Source organism: Modestobacter sp. NPDC049651 (assembly GCF_040659695.1).
Classification (GTDB): Bacteria; Actinomycetota; Actinomycetes; order Mycobacteriales; family Geodermatophilaceae; genus Modestobacter.
Window position 1 is genome coordinate 29000 of the sequence record NZ_JBFAOG010000020.1, and the last position, 19181, is coordinate 48180.

The 19181-nt window shown below is 75.2% G+C and carries 18 protein-coding genes; 5 read left to right on the forward strand and 13 right to left on the reverse strand.

What is annotated here, in order from left to right; genetic code table 11:
- Positions 1 to 10: 10 nt before the first annotated feature.
- The 11 genes from AB0J00_RS19970 to AB0J00_RS20020 all read right to left on the reverse strand — a co-directional run bounded on the left by AB0J00_RS19970 (position 11) and on the right by AB0J00_RS20020 (position 11656).
- A complete protein-coding gene (locus AB0J00_RS19970; protein ID WP_357748262.1) occupies positions 11 to 730 on the reverse strand; it encodes a PIG-L family deacetylase in 720 nt (239 codons plus the stop codon).
- Complete coding sequence (locus AB0J00_RS19975) at positions 730 to 1938, reverse strand: glycosyltransferase family 4 protein (protein ID WP_357748265.1); 1209 nt, start codon at positions 1936 to 1938, stop codon at positions 730 to 732. Before AB0J00_RS19975 ends, AB0J00_RS19970 begins: the two co-directional genes overlap by 1 nt.
- Positions 1935 to 2780, reverse strand: coding sequence for a sugar phosphate isomerase/epimerase family protein (locus AB0J00_RS19980; protein ID WP_357748267.1), 846 nt, complete (start codon positions 2778 to 2780; stop codon positions 1935 to 1937). The genes AB0J00_RS19975 and AB0J00_RS19980 overlap by 4 nt, the downstream gene beginning before the upstream one ends.
- Positions 2777 to 4228: a YcaO-like family protein gene (locus tag AB0J00_RS19985; RefSeq protein WP_357748270.1), complete on the reverse strand. Its 1452-nt coding sequence runs from the start codon at positions 4226 to 4228 to the stop codon at positions 2777 to 2779. The genes AB0J00_RS19980 and AB0J00_RS19985 overlap by 4 nt, the downstream gene beginning before the upstream one ends.
- Positions 4225 to 5109, reverse strand: a complete 885-nt coding sequence (locus AB0J00_RS19990) for an MBL fold metallo-hydrolase (protein ID WP_357748272.1) — start codon at positions 5107 to 5109, stop codon at positions 4225 to 4227. The genes AB0J00_RS19985 and AB0J00_RS19990 overlap by 4 nt, the downstream gene beginning before the upstream one ends.
- On the reverse strand, positions 5106 to 6125 hold the full coding sequence (locus tag AB0J00_RS19995; RefSeq protein WP_357748275.1) for a Gfo/Idh/MocA family oxidoreductase: 1020 nt from the start codon (positions 6123 to 6125) through the stop codon (positions 5106 to 5108). Before AB0J00_RS19995 ends, AB0J00_RS19990 begins: the two co-directional genes overlap by 4 nt.
- Positions 6122 to 7162, reverse strand: a complete 1041-nt coding sequence (locus AB0J00_RS20000; protein WP_357748277.1) for a methyltransferase domain-containing protein — start codon at positions 7160 to 7162, stop codon at positions 6122 to 6124. The genes AB0J00_RS19995 and AB0J00_RS20000 overlap by 4 nt, the downstream gene beginning before the upstream one ends.
- Positions 7159 to 8073, reverse strand: coding sequence for a hypothetical protein (locus tag AB0J00_RS20005; protein ID WP_357748280.1), 915 nt, complete (start codon positions 8071 to 8073; stop codon positions 7159 to 7161). Before AB0J00_RS20005 ends, AB0J00_RS20000 begins: the two co-directional genes overlap by 4 nt.
- Complete coding sequence (locus AB0J00_RS20010; RefSeq protein WP_357748282.1) at positions 8070 to 9248, reverse strand: inositol-3-phosphate synthase; 1179 nt, start codon at positions 9246 to 9248, stop codon at positions 8070 to 8072. Before AB0J00_RS20010 ends, AB0J00_RS20005 begins: the two co-directional genes overlap by 4 nt.
- A 163-nt stretch (positions 9249 to 9411) precedes the next feature.
- Positions 9412 to 10527 carry a phosphoserine transaminase gene (serC, locus tag AB0J00_RS20015; RefSeq protein WP_357748284.1) on the reverse strand — a complete coding sequence of 372 codons (1116 nt, stop codon included), beginning with the start codon at positions 10525 to 10527 and terminating at the stop codon, positions 9412 to 9414.
- Between the two features lie 10 nt (positions 10528 to 10537).
- Positions 10538 to 11656, reverse strand: a complete 1119-nt coding sequence (locus AB0J00_RS20020; protein ID WP_357748287.1) for a citrate synthase 2 — start codon at positions 11654 to 11656, stop codon at positions 10538 to 10540.
- 166 nt (positions 11657 to 11822) lie between these two features.
- Here AB0J00_RS20020 and pdxH point away from each other — a divergent pair, with 166 nt between their 5' ends.
- The 3 genes from pdxH to AB0J00_RS20035 are packed head-to-tail and all read left to right on the forward strand — an operon-like array spanning position 11823 to position 15052.
- Positions 11823 to 12479 (forward strand): pyridoxamine 5'-phosphate oxidase, encoded by a 657-nt coding sequence (pdxH, locus tag AB0J00_RS20025; RefSeq protein WP_357748289.1) that lies wholly within the window; start codon positions 11823 to 11825, stop codon positions 12477 to 12479.
- Positions 12476 to 13825 carry an MFS transporter gene (locus AB0J00_RS20030; protein ID WP_357748291.1) on the forward strand — a complete coding sequence of 450 codons (1350 nt, stop codon included), beginning with the start codon at positions 12476 to 12478 and terminating at the stop codon, positions 13823 to 13825. Before pdxH ends, AB0J00_RS20030 begins: the two co-directional genes overlap by 4 nt.
- A gap of 42 nt (positions 13826 to 13867) precedes the next feature.
- On the forward strand, positions 13868 to 15052 hold the full coding sequence (locus AB0J00_RS20035; RefSeq protein ID WP_357748294.1) for a sugar phosphate nucleotidyltransferase: 1185 nt from the start codon (positions 13868 to 13870) through the stop codon (positions 15050 to 15052).
- 47 nt (positions 15053 to 15099) lie between these two features.
- Here the strand turns inward: AB0J00_RS20035 and AB0J00_RS20040 are convergent, their stop codons facing one another.
- Positions 15100 to 15774, reverse strand: coding sequence for a UdgX family uracil-DNA binding protein (locus AB0J00_RS20040; protein ID WP_357748296.1), 675 nt, complete (start codon positions 15772 to 15774; stop codon positions 15100 to 15102).
- Positions 15775 to 15923: 149 nt separating this feature from the next.
- Here AB0J00_RS20040 and AB0J00_RS20045 point away from each other — a divergent pair, with 149 nt between their 5' ends.
- Both AB0J00_RS20045 and AB0J00_RS20050 read left to right on the forward strand, forming a co-directional pair.
- Complete coding sequence (locus tag AB0J00_RS20045) at positions 15924 to 16832, forward strand: ATP-binding cassette domain-containing protein (protein ID WP_357748298.1); 909 nt, start codon at positions 15924 to 15926, stop codon at positions 16830 to 16832.
- Positions 16829 to 18025, forward strand: coding sequence for an ABC transporter permease (locus AB0J00_RS20050; protein WP_357748301.1), 1197 nt, complete (start codon positions 16829 to 16831; stop codon positions 18023 to 18025). Before AB0J00_RS20045 ends, AB0J00_RS20050 begins: the two co-directional genes overlap by 4 nt.
- 78 nt (positions 18026 to 18103) lie before the next feature.
- Here the strand turns inward: AB0J00_RS20050 and AB0J00_RS20055 are convergent, their stop codons facing one another.
- On the reverse strand, positions 18104 to 19021 hold the full coding sequence (locus AB0J00_RS20055) for an SMP-30/gluconolactonase/LRE family protein (protein WP_357748303.1): 918 nt from the start codon (positions 19019 to 19021) through the stop codon (positions 18104 to 18106).
- Positions 19022 to 19181 lie beyond the last annotated feature (160 nt).

The window sequence follows — 19181 nt, forward strand, 5'->3', positions numbered from 1 at the left end:
GCGGAGCGGATCAGCGGGCCGGCGCGGGCACCGGCAGCGCGTCCCGGGCCGCCGCCCCGGCGAGCAGCACCTCCGGCAGCCCGGCCAGCGCGGCGCGCATCCCCGCCTCGCCGCCGAACTGGAAGCCCAGCTGGGTGGCGTAGCAGGCGCAGGCGTCGGCGCGCCGGTCCGGCAGCTGCGGCAGCTGCACCGGGGACATCCCGGGCGGGAGGTCGGCGCCGGGCGCGGCGTCGGGGCGGCGCAGCACGTACGGGCTGTCCCGCCACCACAGCACCGGCCGGTCCAGCGAGGCGACCGCGCGCAGCACCTGGAGGTGGTCGACGTGGGCGCCCAGCGCCTGCGGCGCCAGCCAGAGGTCGGCCTCGTGCCCGGCCAGCCGGTCCGCCACCTCGCGCCAGACGTCGTCACCCGGGTGGACGCCGGCGAACAGGTCGGCTGCGCTGGTGTACCCGCGGTGCGGCGCCTCGGGCAGGTCCAGGTGCACCCCCGCCGCGCCGAGCACCGCCGTCGCGGCCGCGTCCTCGGCGCGGCGCAGGGCCATGTAGTCGGCGCCGGCGGGCAGCCCCTTGTCCAGCTGGCAGGCCAGCGCGAAGCCGGTCGGGTCGGGCACGCTGCGGGTGAAGCAGGTGACGACGGTGACCCGGTGCCCGGCGTCGGCCAGCGCCGCCAGCGTCGCCCCGGCGGAGAACGCCGCGTCGTCCAGGTGCGGGCTGACCGCGAGCACCCGCATCAGAGCAGGTGCGCCGCGGACCGGAACCGGCAGCTCGGGTCGACGGTCGCCGGGGCGGTCCAGTCGAGGTCCGGCGCCGTGCCGGCCAGCTCGGCGTAGACGCCGTCGATGCTGCGGGCCAGCACCGGCCAGGAGTACAGCCGGCGCACCTCCTCCAGCGCGGTGGTCGCCAGCCGGGTGCGCAGGTCCGCGTCGCTGAGCAGCCGGTCCAGCTCCTTGCGCAGGCCCGTGACGTCGCCCGGCTCGTGCAGCAGCCCGTTCTCCTCGTGCCGGAGGCAGTCGACGACGCCGACGCTGTCGGTGCTCACCGTGGGCAGGCCGCTGGCCATCGCCTCCAGCAGCGTGTTGCTGAACCCCTCGCTGTACGTGGGGCTGACGAACACGTCGGCCGACCGGTAGACCGCCGGCGCCTCGTCGGGGGGCACGTAGCCGAGGAAGGTGGTGCGCTCGTCGGCCCGCGACCGCGCCTCGTCGAGGTCGGGGCCGATGCCCGAGACCACCAGCCGGACGCCGTCGGGCAGCGCCTCGAGCAGGTCCAGCACGCCCTTGCGCCGGTCGACCCGGCCGTGGAACAGCAGCACCGGCGGGTCGGCGAGGCTGCCGAGCGGCCGGTCGCCGGGGGTGAAGCGGACGGTGTCGGTGGCGCCCGGCACGATCGTGAAGCGGGCCGGGTCGGTGCCGAGGTTGCCGACCACCTCGTCGCGGAAGCTGGCGCTGCCGATGAGCACCGCGCCGGCGTGGTCGAGTACCGCGCGCATCGCCTCGGCGTGCGTGCTGCAGCAGGTGCCCACCCAGTGGCCGTCGCCGCCCTGGATGCTCACCAGGTTCGGCACCCCGGTCCGCCGGGACGCCTCCAGCACCGCCAGGCCCGGCGGGTAGCCGTACTGGGCGTGCAGCACGTCGAAGGGCCGCTGCTCGTGCAGCCCGACGACGGTGCGCACGATGTCCTCGATGTCCCCCTCCCAGTCGGCGGGGACGACGGTCTCGCCGCGGCTGGGCAGCGCGTGCACCTCGACCCCGGCGGGCACCCGGGAGGCCGGGGGAGGCCCGCCGCCGTACACCCGGGTGCCGGCCTCGTCGTCGCGGTACTGGCTGACCAGGGTGACGTCGTGCCCGAGCGCGACCAGCTCGCGCAGCAGGTTCTCCGCGTAGACGCTCATCCCGCTGACCGCGGGCCAGTAGCGGCGGCTGACGAAGCAGATCCTCATGCCGGGGTCCTCACGTTCTCGGCCTCTCTGAGCAGCTCGATGGAACGGGGCACCATCTGGTGCGCCCGGTGGCCGTCGCGGGAGAGCTCGAGGCTCACCAGCCGGTCGTAGCCGCAGCCCCGCAGCGCGGCGAGCACCGCGGGGAGGTCGACGTCCCCCTCGTCCAGCGGCAGGTGGTCGTGCACGCCGCGGCGCATCCCCTCGACGGCGACCGCGCCCAGGTGCGGCCCGAACGCGGTCACCGCCTCCTGCGGGGAGTACCGGCCGCTGACGACGCAGTGCCCGGTGTCCAGCGCGAGGGTCAGCCCCGGCACCGCGGCGGCGAGCGCTGCCCAGTCGTCGGCGTCCTCGACGAGCATCCCGGGCTCCGGCTCGACGGCCAGCGCGTAGGACCGCCCGCCGTGGCTGCCGACCAGCTCCCGCACCCCGGTCACCAGCCAGCGCCAGGCGTCGTCGCGGTCGACGCCGGGCTGCGGCACCCCGGCCCAGAAGCTGACCGCCTCCGCCTGCAGCACCTCTGCGAGGTCGCAGGCCAGCCGCAGGTAGGCGAGCCGGCGCTCCCGTCCCTCCGCCGTGGGGTGCACGAGGGTCGGCTCGTGCTTGACCCGCGGGTCGAGCAGGAAGCGGGCCCCGGTCTCGACCACCACCCCCAGGCCGAGGGAGTCGCAGCGGCGGCGCACCCGCTCGGCCTGGGCGAACGCGTCGTCGGCGAAGGGGTCCAGGTGGTGCACGTCGAGGGTCAGCGCGACCCCGGCGTAGCCGCTGTCGGCCAGGAAGGCCAGTGCGTCGTCCAGCCGGTGGGAGGTGAGCCCGTTGGTGTTGTAGGCGTAGCGCAGGCTCACGACGCCACCCCCGCCGCCAGCGCTGCCACGTGCCGGCCGGGCTCTCGGTACAGGGCGTACAGCTCGCCGACGACGCGGTCGGCGCCGGCGCGGTCGAACCAGGCCGGGCCGCCCAGCCGCTCCTCGGCGTCGGCGGTCAGGTGCACCCGCGCCCAGCCGCCCGGGTCGGCCCCGACGACGGCGAGCCCGGCGCCCGGGCCCTCGCGGTCGAGCAGCCGGCGCACCCCGCGCTCGCCGATCCGGCCGTAGGACATGGTCTCCGCCTCCAGGCCCGGCACGAGCACCTTGGCCGCCACCGCGTCGCCCTGCGAGGGCTGCAGGTCGACCAGCACGTCGAGCCCCTCGGCGGTCAGCCCGGCCAGCACGTCGGCCCCGCCGGCGGGCAGGTCGGCCAGCGCCACGGTGCTCCGCCGGGACAGCACCGAGCCGCGCAGCAGGTCGGTCAGCCGGTCGGTGCCCAGCCGGGTCCAGCCGAGCATCGCCTGCAGCGCCCGGTCCTCCTCGACCATCCGCTCCGGCGGGTGCCCGCGCAGCCACTGGTCCAGGTAGCCGGGGGGCGTGGCGGCGGCGACCGCGTCCAGCGGGCCGTGCATGAACGCCTTGCGGCTGCGGGCGGCGGCGAACTCGAACAGCGCCTTGCGCACGGCGGCGTCCGGGTCGGGGTCGGCGGCCTCGCCGCACGCGGTGACCATCACCGGGTCGGGCTCCGAGCCGTCGCGCGAGCAGCCGACGGCGTACACGGAGACGACGCCGTGCTCGCTGCTCGCCAGCTTGACCAGCACGTCGATGCCGGCGGCGTCGAGCCGGTCGAGCAGCGCCAGCGCGTCGGGGTCGCGCAGCCCGGCCAGGTCGAGCACCACGCCCTGGTCCAGCGCCCGGAAGGTGGTGGCGTTGCCGTCGCGCTGCAGCAGCTCCAGCACCGCGTGCCGGACCGCCCGGTCGGCGTCGAACGCCGCACCCTGCCCGTTGGTGATGACGGTGGTCAGCCAGCCGGCGGGCGGCGGGTCGCCGGGCAGCTCCTCGGGGGCGGAGACGACCAGCTCGGCGGGGACCAGCACCTGCTCGCCGTCCCGGGTGCGGGTCATCGGCAGCCACTGCAGCGACCGGTCGTCGTCGTAGTCGCTGCCGGCCTCCAGGCAGAGCGTGCGCGGGTCCTGCACCCGGTCGCGGCCCTCGGTGCGGGCCAGCTCCCGGTAGGAGCCGTGCACCCGGTCCAGGCCCTGGTGGGCGCGGATGGACAGCGCCATCTCGGCCATCTCGCCGAGCGCGCCGGTGCGGGCCTCCTCGCGGGTGGCGCCGTAGCCGAGCCCGCTGCCGCCGGGGTGCGCCGGCGAGGAGGCCAGGAACGCGCTGTGCAGCGGGACGTCGAGGGTGTCCAGGCCCTCGACCGCGAACTCCTCGACGCCGTCGGGGAACGAGGCGAGGTACCGCTGGGTGGGCGTGCTCACAGCTCCGCCAGCGCGACGGGCGAGGCGTCCGGCCGGCGCGAGAGCAACCGCTGCACCAGGTGGACGACGTGGTCGGTGGTGACCCCCGGGACCAGCTCGAACGGCGTGGCCACGGCGCCGAACTCCAGCTCGGCGACGACCGCCAGGTACTCGCGCAGCTCGCCGTGCGACAGCGGGATCTGCGCGTGGAACGCCTTGTGCGCGCTCAGGCCGACCGGGGCGCCGTCGGCGTCCAGGTCGACCTTGAGCGAGTCGCCGCAGAACAGCACGCCGCGCCGGCTGTCGTGCAGCACCGAGTGCCCCGGGAAGTGGCCGCCGGTGCGGTGCAGGGTCAGGTCGGGCGCGAGCTCCAGCACGTCGTCGGCCGGCCAGGTGACCCGGAAGGCCTTGGTCCACTCGAGGTCGCGCACCCCGACGCAGACGGTGGCCGGCTCCAGCTCCTGCTGCAGCTGCCACAGCGCGCCGTAGCCGTGCACGTGGCTGGACGCCAGCACGTCGAAGCCGCCCTTCTCGGCCGCCATCCGGCGCAGCTCGGCCAGCATGTCCGCCGTGTACCAGGGGGCGCACTCGAAGCCGACCAGCCCGGCGTCGGTCTCGATCACCCAGCCGCGGCTGTCCAGCCCGAAGCGCGGCTCGGTGCCGAACTCGGTCACCCCGGCGACGGCGGTGGGCCGCCAGAAGCCGGTGACCAGCTCGTCGGCCTCCTTGGCGGTGACGAACTCGAAGCCGTGCTCGGGCAGGGCGTTGCGCACGTCGGCGCAGACCGGGCAGACCTGCGGCCCGGGTGCGGGCCAGCGCTGCCAGTGCCCGCAGTTGGTGCAGGCGAAGGCGGGCAGGTCGGGCAGCAGGCCGCGGTAGGGGTTGGTGTCGGGCGAGGTCACGGGGCGACTCCGGAACGGTCGGTGGCGGTGTCGAGGGCCTGCACGAGCAGGCGGTGCAGGGCGAGGTCGCGGTCGGCCGGGTACGGCCAGGGCGAGGTGCCGGCGACGGCGCCCCCGAAGCCGGCGAACTGCTCGCTGAACGGGTCGGTGCCGGCGAACGGGACGTCGACCGGCTCGGGGCGGTGCAGCGTCAGCGAGCCGCCGGCGGTCTGGCCCATCGTGTCGACGGCGACCGCCAGGCCGCGGGTGCCGACCACCTCCAGCCGGCGTCGGGGGAGCGCGTCGGGGGTGTTGTAGGCGACGTGCAGGTCGACCAGCACGCCGCTCGCGGTGCGCCCGGTGAGCAGCGCGCCGTCGTCGACCGGGTAGTCCTGCACGCGGGACTGCAGCACCGCGGTGAGCTCGACGACGTCCTCGCCGAGCAGCACCCCCGCGAGGTCCAGGCCGTGCGGCGCCAGGTCGATGGCGGCGCCGCCCCCGGCGCGGGCCCGGTCGACCCGCCAGTTGTCGTGCGGCGCGCCGTCGGGCGACCAGTCGGCCGGCAGCCAGCAGCAGTAGACGACCCGGACGGCGGTGACCGTGCCGAGCTCGGGCACCAGCTCGCGCAGCCGCACGTGCGCGGGGTGCCAGCGCTGGTCGAAGGCGGTGCCCAGCAGCACGCCGGCGCGATCGGCCGCGGCGACCGCGGCCTCCGCGTCGGCGACGTCGGCGGCCAGCGGCTTCTCGCACAGCACCGCGACGCCCGCGGCGGCGGCCGCCTCGACGACCTGCCGGTGCGCGGAGTTGGGCACCGCGACGTACACGGCGTCCAGGCCGGGGGTGGCCAGGAAGTCCGCCAGGTCGGTGGTGCTCCGGACCTCGGGTGCCGGCGCCTGGGCCGGCACCCGGGCCAGGGCAGCCGGGTCGCGGTCGTGCAGGGCCACCAGCCGGGCGCCGGGCACCTGCCGCAACGCCGGCAGCGCGTGGTCGCGGGCCACCCAGCCGCAGCCGGCCACCCCCCACCCGACCCCGGTCACCAGTGCTCCGGCAGGTCGACCAGCAGCCGCCGGCGGGCCGCGTCGGCCGGCAGGGGGTCGGGCCAGCGCGCCGGCAGGTACGCCGAGCGGGGGCCGTACTCGGCGGCGTACCGCTCGCTGGGCCAGCGCAGCGCGCCGTCGACGTAGAGGGGGTTGGGCCGCAGCGGGCCGAGCGGCTCGCCCAGGTCGACCGGGGCGGGGGACCGGAGGTCGCCGGCCACCAGGCCGACGGCCTCGCTGCCGACCAGGTCGGCGGCGGGTGCCGGGCGGGGCGGCCGGTGCTCGAGCAGCGAGCGGGTCAGCTCCTCGTCGTCGTAGAGCACGGTGGCGTCGAGCAGCCGCGCGTACTCGTCGGGCGGCAGGGGCGCGCCGTGCGGGTCGGCCACGTGCGCGTGCCCCACGACGACGGTGCCGCCGGGCCCCGCCAGCCGGGCCATGGCCGCCGCGGCGGCGGGCTTGTCCCGGACGAAGTAGAAGGCGTCGGTGCAGACGACGTAGGCCGGGCCGCGCACCGGCAGGTCCGGCAGCTCCGGCAGGGCGGTGACGTCGGCGCACACGTAGCGCGCGCCGGGGCAGACGAAGCGCTGCGCCAGCCACAGCTTGGACCAGACCACGTCCACCCCGAGCAGGTCCGGCAGCCCACGGCGCGCGAGCTCGCGGAGCTGGGTGCCGATGCCGCAGGCGACGTCGACGACCGGCCGGTCACCGGGCCAGTGCTGCCCGAGCAGCGCCAGCCCGGCGAGGTGCGTCGGGTCGGACCAGCGGTGCGCGAAGTAGTCGCCCACCCGGCCCATGCCGAGCAACTGCATCGCCTCGCGCAGGGTCGCCGCCGCCGGCACCCGGGCGAGCTGGTCGGCCGGCGGTGCCGGTTCGGTCCACCAGTCGTCGGCGTCGGCGAGCAGGGCGACCCGCGCCCGGTCCACCTCGCCGTCGGCCAGCAGGTCGCAGACCCGGTCGCGCAGCTCCTCCCGGCCGGCGCGGGCGAACGGGATGCCGTCGACCACCGGCACCCCGGCCACCGTCACCGCGGCGCTCACAACCCGGCCGCGGCGAGGACGTCGAGGTGGAACGCCTGCACCGGCCCGGCGTGCACCAGCTCCAGGTCGTCCAGCGCCTGCGCGGCGGTGAAGGCGGCCGCGCGGGCGTGGTGGTGCACCTGCAGCACCCGGTCGAGCACGTCGGCGGCGTGGAAGGCCTGCGACTCCGGCGCCACCGCGTCGGCGCGCAGCGGGAGCACGCCCCGCAGCTGCTCGGCCAGCGGCGCCGGCAGGGTGGCCAGCTCGCGGCTCTCCAGCGTGCCGATCACCCGGTCCAGCGCGTCGCCGAGCAGCACCTCGCCGGCGAACCCGGCGTCGGGGAGCACCACGTTGTGCAGGTGGTGGGCGAGCCCGACGAGGAACGGCGTGACCGGGTCGGCGCCCACCGCGGGCGCGATCAGGCAGCCGTAGACGGCGACGGTGAGGCAGTGGTCGCCGTGGCTCTCCGGTGGCTCGACGACGATCCGCGGCCGGCCGGGGCTGGTGGCCCCGGCCCGGGGTTGGCGGTTGAGGGCGGCCGTCAGGGCCGGGGGTGGGCCGGCCGGGCGGACGGCGGGCAGCGCCGCCCGCAGCCGGTCGGCCAGCTCCGCGTCGATGCCGCCGCTGACCTCGTCGAAGGCGCGCCGCAGCACCTGCTGGGCCTCGTCGCTGCTCAGCCCGGCGGTGGCCAGGACGGTGGCATCGATGCCGGCCAGCCGGGCCCGGGCGACCGCGGCCGCGGTCTCCGACAGCGCCACCGTCCCGGGGTCCTCGCCCTCGACCAGCCGGGCCCACGCGCGGCCGAACGCCTGCTCGGCGAGCGAGCCGGGCGCCGACGCGGTGCGCACGCGCTTGGCGTCGCCGATCTCGCGCAGCAGCGGGCGCAGCGGGTGCAGCGCGGGGGCGGTCGAGGGTCGGGGTGCCGCCGTCACGCCCGGTCGCCGGTGGCGGCGCCGTCCCGGAGCCAGTCGAGCAGGACGCTCTCCTGGCGGTGCAGCGCGTGCTCCGGGGTGCTGCCGTCCGCGGTGATCGGCGCCTTGAAGAACCAGCCCAGGTGCCGCTGCACGCCGCCCTCGCCGCGCTGCTGGGCGAGGTCGACCAGCCGGACGATCTCCACGGCGAGCGGCGCGGCCAGGATCGAGTCCCGGCACTGGAAGTCGACCTTGAGCTGCATCCGCTGGCCGAGGAAACCGACCAGGTCGATCGCGTCCCAGGCCTCCTTCTGATCGCCGCGGGGCCGGTAGTAGTCGATCCGGACGACGTGGTCCTCGACCGGGTAGCCGAGGATCGAGTCGAGCACCTTGCCCTTGGTCTGCAGCTTGCTCTCCAGCGACGCCGGGTCGTCGAGCGCGAGCCCGTCCCGGTTGCCGAGGATGTTGGTGGAGTACCAGCCCTCGACGGTGAGCGCGCGGCTGCGGAAGGCGGGCGCGAGCACCGTCTTCATCATCGTCTGGCCGGTCTTGCCGTCCTTGCCGGCGATCGGTACGCCGCGCTGCTCGGCCAGCTGCACCAGCGCCGGGACGTCGGCGGACAGCGACGGGGTGAAGTTGGCGTAGCCCACGCCCTCGGTGATGGCCGCGTAGGCGTAGACCATCGCCGGGGTGATCGCCCGGTCGTCGGCGTCCAGCCCCGCCTCGAACGCCTCGGGGGTCTGCAGGCAGGGCGCGGCCGGGTCGGGCCAGCGCTCGGTGGAGGCGAGGTTGAGCAGCACCAGCCCGTCGAGCTGCTGCTCCTCGCGGAACCGGCGCAGGTCGGCGCGGACGGCGTCCACCTGGGCGCGGCGGCCCTCGGCGAGCACGACGTTGCCGCCGGTCACGTTGCGGCAGAAGTCGGCGTCGCCGGCGGCGGGCCAGGGGGTGAGGGTCGACAGGAGGGGCTCGGCCTGCGCGAGCTGGTGGGCGTCGAGCACGCCGTGCTGCTCGGCGGCCTTGTAGAGGTCGGACCCGTCCAGGTCCCAGCCGCCGACGACCAGCTGGTCGTAGCCGGCGATCCCGGTGGCCTGCTCGAGCGGCAGGTCGTCGATCCGCAGCCCGGCGAGGGGGAGCCCGTCGGCGCCCACCACCCCCAGCCGCAGCAGCTCCAGCCCGGCCACCGCGGTGGTGGCCACGGCGCCCCCGAGCCCGACGATGGCGGTACCGACCCGTCGTGGTGTTGCCGACACAGGTGCTCCTCGAGGTCGCTCCCGGGGCCGCTCCCCGGGTCCTGTGTCGACCCTCACACGCCCAACCGGATCGCGCGACCAGAAGATGGCGCGCAATCCGGTTGTTCATCTACAGCTGTCCGACCACGTGGTCGATGCAGGCGGTCAGCGCGCTGACGTCGTCCGGGTCGACGGCGGGGAACATGCCCACCCGCAGCTGGTTGCGGCCGAGCTTGCGGTACGGCTCGACGTCCACGACGCCGTTGGCCCGCAGCGTCTTCGCCACCAGCGCGGCGTCCACCGAGTCGTCGAAGTCGACCGTGCCGACGACGAGCGACCGCTCGTCGACCCGGTTCACGAACGGCTGGGTGTACTTGGTGTCCTCGGCCCAGCGGTAGAGCCGGCTGGAGGACTCCCGGCTGCGGGCGACCGCCCCGGACAGGCCGCCGAGCCCCAGCATCCAGTCGATCTGGTCGGCCAGCAGGAACAGCGTGGCCACCGCGGGGGTGTTGTACGTCTGGTCCTTGCTGCTGTTGTCGACGGCGATCGACAGGTCCAGGAAGCCGGGGATCCAGCGGTCGGTCGCCTTGATCTCGGCGACCCGCTCCAGCGCGGCCGGCGACATCAGCGCGATCCACAGCCCGCCGTCCGCGGCGAAGGACTTCTGCGGCGCGAAGTAGTAGACGTCGCTCTGCGACACGTCGACCGGCAGGCCACCGGCGCCGGAGGTGGCGTCGATGACCACCAGGGCGTCGTCGTCCGCCCCGGCCGGGCGGACGACGGGCGCCATGACGCCGGTCGAGGTCTCGTTGTGCGCCCACGCGTAGACGTCGACCCCCGGGGCGGCCGGCGGCAGCGCCAGTGAGCCGGGCTCGGCCCTGGTCACCAGCGGCTCGTCCAGGAACGGCGCGTCGGCCACCCCGGAGGCGAACTTGGCGGAGAACTCGCCGTAGGTGCCGTGCGCGCTCTGCCGGCGGATCAGCCCGATCGCCGCGGCGTCCCAGAAGGCGGTCGACCCGCCGTTGCCGAGCACCACCTGGTAGCCGTCGGGCAGGTCGAACAGCTGGGTGAGGCCTTCGCGGACCCGCTTGACCAGGTTCTTCACCGGGGCCTGGCGGTGCGAGGTGCCCATCAGCGCCGCCCCGTCGGTGGCCAGCGCCTGCAGCGCCTCGGGGCGGACCTTGGACGGCCCGCAGCCGAACCGGCCGTCCCTCGGCAGCAGGTCGGCGGGGATGGTGATCGTCATCGTCGTCTCCTCAGGCGGGGATGGCGGTGGTCGAGATGCTGTCCCAGCCCTCGACGTCCTGCGGCTTGCGGGGCGCCGGGCCGATGTAGCGGGCCGAGGGGCGCACCAGCCGGCCGGTGTTCTTCTGCTCCAGGATGTGCGCGCACCAGCCCGCGGTGCGGGCGCAGGTGAACATCGAGGTGAACATGTGGCTGGGCACCTCGGCGAAGTCCAGGACGACGGCCGCCCAGAACTCCACGTTCGTCTCGATCGGCCGGTCGGGGCGCCGCTCGCGCAGCTCGGCGAGTGCGGCCTGCTCCAGCGCCAGCGCGGCCTCGAACCGGGGCGCGCCGAGCTCCTGGGCGGTGCGGCGCAGCACCCGGGCGCGCGGGTCCTCGGCCCGGTACACCCGGTGGCCGAAGCCCATCAGCCGCTCCTTGCGGTCCAGCAGGTCCTTCACGTACGTGCGGGCGTCGCCGGTCTGCTCGACACCGTCCAGCATGTGCAGCACCCGCGAGGGCGCACCGCCGTGCAGCGGACCGGACATCGCGCCGATCGCGCCGGACAGCGACGCCGCGACGTCCGCGCCGGTGGAGGCGATCACCCGGGCGGTGAAGGTGGAGGCGTTCATGCCGTGCTCGGCGGCCGACGTCCAGTAGGCGTCGACGGCGGCGACGTGCCGCGGGTCGGGCTCGCCCCGCCAGCGGACCATGAACCGCTCGACGATCGTGGCGGCCTCGTCGACCCGCTTCTGCGGCACCGCCGGCACACCGATGCCGCGGGCGGACTGCGCGACGTAGGACAGCGCCATCACCGCGGCCCGCGCGAGCTCGTCGCGGGCCTCCTCGGCGTCGATGTCCAGCAGCGGGCGGTAGCCCCAGATCGGGGTGAGCATCGCCAGCGCGGCCTGCACGTCGACCCGCACGTCACCGGTGTGCACCGGGATGGGGAACGGCTCCGCCGGCGGCAGCCCGGGCCCGAACTTCCCGTCGACCAGCAGCGCCCAGACGTTGCCGAAGGTCACCTGCCCGACCAGGTCCTCGATGTCCACGCCGCGGTAGCGCAGCGCACCGCCGTCCTTGTCCGGCTCGGCGATGGTGGTCTCGAAGGCGACCACGCCCTCCAGGCCGGGGATGAAGTCGTCGGCCATCTCGCATGCTCCTCTGCGCGCGGTGCTCCGGACGCCGGGCGGCGCTCGACGAGGCACAACTTAGGCCGTCCTGCCCACGACCGAGGCATCGGAGAGCGGCCGCGTGACCGGGACCACACACCGGCCGCCCGGGCGGTTGCGCGGCGCGACCACCTGCGGTGACAGCATGGACCGCGTGCCCGACCTGATCCGCATGCGCAGGGACTACGACGACGCGGGGTTCGGTGAAGAGGGCCTGGCCGCCACCTGGGTCGAGCAGTTCGACCGGTGGTTCGCCGACGCCGTCGCCGCCGAGCTGCCCGAGCCCAACGCGATGGTCGTGGCCACCGCCGACGCCGACGGCGCCCCGGACGCGCGGATCGTGCTGATGAAGGGGTACGACGTCACCGGCTTCGTGTTCGGCACCAACTACGCCTCGGCCAAGGGTGCGCAGCTGGCGGTGAACCCGCGGGCGGCGCTGGTCTTCCCCTGGCACGCGATGCAGCGGCAGGTGCGCATCACCGGCACCGTCGAGCGGGCCGGCGACGCGGTCTCGGACTCGCTGTGGGATCCCCGCCCGCGCGGCTCGCAGCTGGCCGCCGCGGCGTCCATCCAGTCGACGGTGGTCGACTCCCGCGAGCTGCTGCGCACCCGGGTCGAGGAGCTGGACGCGCAGACGACCACCGAGAAGCTGCCCCGGCCGGCCAACTGGGGTGGGTACCGGGTGGTCCCGGAGACCGTGGAGTTCTGGCAGGGCGGCCACGACCGCCTGCACGACCGGCTGGCGTTCGTCCGCGACGACGAGGAGGGCGGCGGCTGGGTCGTGCAGCGGCTCGCCCCGTGACCGCGCCGCAGACGCCGGAGCCGGTGCCCGTCGACGTCGGCGTCCCGACCGGGGAGCCGATCGGGGCGCCGCCGGCGGCACCCAAGCGGCGCCGGTTCGCCATCGACACCTCGCCGCTGCGCGAGCGGGCGTTCCGCCGGCTGTGGACCGGGCAGACGATCACCGTCGTCGGCACGCAGATGACGCTGGTCGTCGTCCCGTACCAGGTGTTCCAGGTGACCGGCTCGTCGCTGATGGTCGGCCTGACGTCGATCGTCGCGCTGGTGCCGCTGATCGTCTTCGGGCTGCTCGGCGGGGCGATCGCCGACACCGTCGACCGGCGGGTGCTGATGCTGGTCACCTCCGGCGGGACGGCGGTGGCCAGCCTGCTGCTGTTCGTGCAGTCGCTGCTGCCCGGCGGGGGGCACCTGTGGGTGCTGTGGGTGCTGACGGCGCTGGAGTCGGCGCTCACCGCGGTCAACTCACCGACCCGCAGCGCGGCGATCCCCGCGCTGGTCGGGGCGGCGAAGGTGCCGGCGGCGAACGCGCTGAACATGACCGTGCAGCAGGCCGGCGTCATCGTCGGGCCGCTGCTGGCCGGGTTCCTCATCGACGCCGGTGGGCTGCCGATCACCTACGCCATCGACGCGGTCGGCTTCGTCGTCGCCGTCCTGCTGCTGCGCGGGCTGCCCTCGCTCAAGCCGGAGGGTGCGCACGGCACGCTGTCGCTGGGCGCGGCGCTGCGCGGGGTGGGGGAGGGCTTCGCCTTCCTGCGCACCCAGCCGGTGCTGCTGATGACGTTCGTCGTCGACATCGTCGCGATGATGTTCGGCTGGCCGCGGGCGGTGATCCCGGAGCTCGCCGAGACGACGTTCCTGCACTCGGCGAACGCGCTGGGCTGGCTGTCGGCCGGCGTCTCGATCGGCGCCCTGCTGATGGGCCTGGTGTCGGGCTGGGTGACCCGGCTGGACCGGCAGGGCGTGGCCGTGCTGGCCGCCATCTGCGTGTGGGGCGTCGCCGTCGGGCTGTTCGGGCTGGCCGGGTCGCTGTGGTGGGCGGTGTTCTGGCTCGCCGTCGCCGGCGCTGCGGACCTGGTGAGCGCGGTGCTGCGGAGCTCGATGCTGCAGACCGCGGCGCCCGACGACATGCGCGGCCGCATGCAGGGCGTGTTCATCGTCGTGGTCGCGGGTGGGCCGCGGCTCGGTGACCTGCGTGCCGGTGGCCTGGCCGCGGCGGTGTCGATCCCGGCGACGATGGTGTCCGGCGGCATCGTGATCGTGGTGGTGATGCTGCTGGTCGCGGTGCTGGTGCCGTCGTTCCGCACCTTCCGCGCCTCCCAGACCGCCGCCGCCCAGGACGCCGCCTGACGGTTGCCGCATGCGACCGGGCACGGCGGGTAGCGGCGGGAGATGGCTCTCCCGAAGGTCCTCGTCCTCGTGCTCGCCGGCGGTCAGGGGGGCCGGCTGCAGCTGCTGACCGAGACCCGGGCCAAGCCGGCCGTCCCGTTCGCCGGCGTCTACCGGCTCATCGACTTCCCGCTGTCGAACTGCGAGCACTCCGGCATCGCCGACGTCTGGGTGTCGGTGCAGTACCAGCCCGCGTCGCTGACCGAGCACCTCGCCAACGGCCGGCCCTGGGACCTCGACCGCACCACCGGCGGGCTGATGATGCTGCCGCCCTTCCAGGCCGGCGGCGACCGCGAGGGCTTCACCGAGGGCACCGCCGACGGGCTGTGGCGGCAGGCCGAGCTGATCCGGGAGTTCGCTCCGGACGCGCTGGTCGTGGTCAGCTCCGACGCCGTCTACAAGCTCGACTACCGCGAGGTCGTCGACGGGCACCTGGCCTCGGACGCCGAGGTCACCATGGTCACCACCGAGGTCGCCGCGGACGACGCCGCGCGGTACGGGATCGTGCAGGTCGACGGCGAGCGGGTCACCGACTACGCCTACAAGCCCGACGAGCCGGCGACGACGACCGCGACCAACGAGGTGTTCGTCTTCTCACCCGGGCCGACCCTCGACCGGCTCGAGCAGCTCAGCCGCGAGGTCGGCGAGGACGGCCTGGCGGACCTCGGCACGCACCTGCTGCCCGCCCAGACCAAGGACGGCAAGGCCCGTGCGCACCGGTTCGACGGCTACTGGCGGGACGTCGGCACCGTCGAGTCGTACTGGCAGGCGCACCGGGACTTCCTGTCGCCCGAGCCGCCGATCGACCTGGACGAGCTGTCGTGGCCGGTGCACACCCGCGGCGGGCGGCACAGCGCGGCCCGGGTGCTGGACGGCGCCACGGTCGAGGGCAGCCTCGTCTCCGGGGGCACCCGGGTGGCCGGCACGGTGCGCGGGTCGGTGCTGTCACCGGGCGTCGTCGTCGAGGAGGGCGCGACCGTCGTCGACTCGGTGCTGCTGCCCGGCGTCCGGGTGCGGTCCGGCGCGACGGTGGTCCGCGCCGTCCTGGACGACAACGTGGACGTCGGAGAACGGGCCACGGTCGGCGGGGACGGGGACGGGGACATCACGCTGGTCGGCCGGGAGTCGCGGCTGGACGACGGCGCGCAGGTGCCCGCCGGCGCCCGCCACCCCGAACCCGAGCGTTGAGCGGAGTCCCAGCGCTCGGGAAGTGATGCGCTGGGACTCCACCAGCGTCAGGCGAGGGCGGTGGCGACCACCTTGAGGTCGGCGACCAGCGCGTCGTAGGCGGCCTGCCGGCCCTCGTCGGGCGTGCGCAGCACCGCCGAGGGGTGCGTGGTCGCGATGACCCAGGTCTGGTGCGGGGCGTCCTCGTCGGTGTCCGCGTCGTCGGCGGGCGGCTCGGCGCCGGGCGGGGTCCAGGGCAGCAGCTGCCCGTGCTCGCGGGTGATCCGGAACGACGGGCTGATCAGCGCCTTCGCGGCCACCGCGCCCAGGCAGACGACCACCTCCGGCTGCAGGACGGCGAACTCCGCCTCCAGCCACGGCCGGCAGGCGGCCAGGTGCTCGGCGCCCGGCGACTGGTGGATCCGCCGCTTCGGGGTCGGCGTGAACCGGAAGTGCTTGACGCTGTTGGTCACGTAGGAGTCGCGCCGGTCGATGCCCGCGTCGGCGAGCGCCCGGTCCAGCAGCCGCCCCGCCGGGCCGACGAACGGCTCGCCCTGGCGGTCCTCCTGGTCGCCGGGCTGCTCGCCGACGAACACGATGCGGGCGGTCTCCGGACCTTCGCCGAAGACGGTCTGGGTCGCCGGCTCCCACAGCTCGCACGCGCGGCAGCCGGCTGCCGCCTCGCGCAGCCCGGCCAGCCCCACGCCGGCGGGCGGCCTGGCCGGGGTGTTCTCGCTGCTCATGACCCGATCACACCGCAGCGGGAACACAGCCGCAGCCCGGGGCGTGCACAGGGGAGCGGCGCGCCGCGCCCGGTGGTCACTTGACGAATCGGAAAGTGATCCGCCAGTCTTTCCGCACTGGAAAGCGACGACGACCCACCGGAGGGACCGTGCTGGAGTTCGACGGGCTGGTCAAGGCCTACGGCGACAAGCGGGTGCTGGAGGGGGTGAGCTTCGCCGTCGCCCCCGGCCAGATGTTCGGGTTCTGCGGCTCCAACGGCGCCGGCAAGACCACCACCATGCGCATCGCCATGGGCCTGGCCCGGGCGGACGCCGGGGAGGTGCGCTGGAACGGCCGCGGCCTCGACGAGAGCACCCGCCGCCGCGTCGGCTACATGCCGGAGGAGCGCGGGCTCTACCCGAAGATGAAGGTCGGCGAGCAGCTCACCTACTTCGCCCGGCTGCACGGCATGGCCGCCGCGCCCGCCGCCCGCGCCGCCGAGCAGTGGGCCGAGCGCCTCGGCCTCGCCGAGCGCCGCAACGACCAGGTGGAGAAGCTGTCGCTGGGCAACCAGCAGCGCGTCCAGCTGGCCGCCGCGCTGGTCAGCGAGCCCGACGTCCTGATCCTCGACGAGCCGTTCAGCGGGCTCGACCCGGTCGGCGTCGACTCCCTCGCCGAGGCGCTGCTGGACCAGGCGCGCCGCGGCGTGCCGGTCGTCTTCTCCAGCCACCAGCTGGACCTGGTCGAGCGGCTGTGCGACGCGGTCGGCATCCTCGCCCGCGGCCGGATCGTGGCCAGCGGCACGGTGGACGAGCTGCGGGCCGCCGAGGGCCGCCGCCAGCTGCGGGTCGTCGTCCCCGACGCCGCTCCGGGCTGGGCCGCCGACGTGCCCGGTGTCCGCACCGTGTCCGAGCAGCGCGGCGACACCGTGCTCGACCTCGAGCCCGGCACCGACGACCAGCTGGTGCTCAAGGCGGCGCTGGCCACCGGCCGGGTGAGCCACTTCGCCTGGCGGGAACCCACGCTCGTCGAGCTCTTCCGCGAGGCCGTCACGGCCACCCCGGCGGTGGCGGCGTGAGCGCCCCGGGCGGGACCCGGCCGCTGTCGTCGGCCCAGCTGGTGCGGCTGGTCGCCGGCCGCGAGGTGAGCACCCGCGTCCGCGACAAGGGCTTCCTGGTCAGCTCCGGTGTCCTGATCCTGCTCATCGTCGGCATGCTCGTGTTCCAGGTGGCGATCAACAGCGGCGGCGACGAGACCAAGGTGGGCGTCGTCGGCGGGAGCCCGCAGACCGAGCAGGCGCTGGTCGCGCAGGGGCAGCTGCTCGGCACCGACGTCACCGTCGTCCCGTTCGACGACGAGGCGGCCGCGCGCGCCGCGGTCGCCGACGAGGACGTCGACGGCGCACTGCTGAGCCCCGCCGGCGAGCGGCCCGAGCTGCTCGTCGAGAGCGGCGGCGAGGACACCCGCGACCTGGTCCAGGGCGCGCTGGCGAACCTGTCGATGACCAGCCAGCTCGACGCGGCCGGCGTGCAGCTGCAGCCCGCGCCGCGGGTCGACCTGGTCACCCTGGACGCCGACGCCGAGGACCACCTGCAGGCGACGATCGTGGCGCTGGTCGGCGTCGTCGTCCTCTACAGCCTGATCATCCTGTTCGGGCAGTTCGTGGCCCAGGGCGTGGTGGAGGAGAAGTCCAGCCGGGTGGTCGAGCTGCTGCTGGCGACCATGCGGCCGTGGCAGCTGCTGGCCGGCAAGATCATCGGCCTCGGGGTGCTCGGGCTGGCGCAGATCCTGCTGGTCGCGGTGATCGGCGTGGTCGGGGCGCTGTCGTTCGACGTCGTCGACGTGCCCGGTGACGTCATCGGCCCGGTGGTCACCGTCGTCCTCTGGTTCCTGGTCGGCTACGCGTTCTACGCCGCGGTGTTCGCCGCCGCCGCGTCGCTGGTCAGCCGGCAGGAGGACCTCGGCAACGTGATCACCCCGGCGTCGCTGGTGCTGGTGGTCGGGTTCGTCATCTCGATCCAGGCCGCGCAGAACCCCGGCGGGTCGCTCGCGACGGTGACCTCGTTCATCCCGGGGCTGTCACCGATGGTCATGCCGGTGCGGCAGTCCGCGGGGGAGGCCGAGTGGTGGGAGGTCGGCATCGCCGCACTCCTCATGCTGGCTGCGATCACCGCGGTCATCCGGATCGGCGGGCGCGTCTACTCCGGCGCGCTGCTGCGCACCGGCGGCCGGGTCAAGCTCCGCGAGGCGTTGGCGGCCGAGCGCGGCTGACCGCGTCCCCCTGCACCGGACGGCGTCCCCCCGCATCAGCGTCGGTGCGGGGGGACGCCCGTTGATCAGGTCACCTGGTCAACGCTGGCGGAGGCGGGTGAGGGGGCCGCGGTAGGGGAACGCCGCCGGGCCGGTGACGCCGGGCCGCACGGTGAACAACCGCCCGGCGTCCACCTGCTCCGACCGCAACTCGTGCGGCAGGTTGTGGTTGCTCGTGCTGATCACCAGCAGCCCGCGGTCGGCGCCGGCGAACGCGCAGCTGGACGTGTTGTCGGTCGGGACGTCGACCCGCGCCAGCAGCTCGCCGTCCGGCGACCAGCGCTGCACCATGCCGCCGCTCCAGTGCGCCGTCCACACGCAACCCTCGTCGTCGACGGTGAGCCCGTCGGCCGGCGGGCCGTCGAAGGTGCGGAAGTCGCGCCGCTCGCCGACCCGGCCGGTGTCCAGGTCGTAGTCCATCGCCCAGACCACCGCGTTGCCGGAGTCGGACAGGTACATCGTGCGGTCGTCGGGCGACCAGCCGATGCCGTTGGAGATGGTCAGCCCGTCGAACACCGTGGTCACCGTGCCGTCGAGGTCGACCCGGTAGAGCGTGCTGGCGCCCGGCCGCTCGTCGAACGCCATCGTGCCGCCGTACAGCCGGCCGGCCCGGTCGCAGCCGCCGTCGTTCATCCGGGTGCCGCCGGACTCCTCCGTGCCACCCTCCCCGGTCAGCTCGACCAACGTCTCCGCGGGTCCGTCGGCCGGCAGGTGGGTGAACCCGCCGTCCGCGCCGGTCAGCCAGCCACCGCCGGCCACCGGGACGACGAACCCGACCGTGCCGCCCGCGCGCCGGGCGGCCTGCTCGACGACGTCGTCGCCGGAGACCGTGCCGGTGTGCACCATCCCGCCGGTGATGTCCACCCACAGCAGCCGGTCGTGCTCGGCGTCCCAGACGGGCCCCTCGCCGTGCCACGCGGGGGAGGGGGACGCGGGCTGCGCAGTCAGTCGGATCACCCCGGCATCGTCGCGGATCGGCCGGTCGGCGGCGCAGTGGGGCCAGTGGGACGGGTGGCGCTCCTGAGGTGGGCTTCCGGGACTGGTGGGCCTGGTGGGCCCGGTGTTTCCCCTGGTGCGAGATCGCCGAAGGCCCGCCACCGTTCCGGCACCGCTTTGG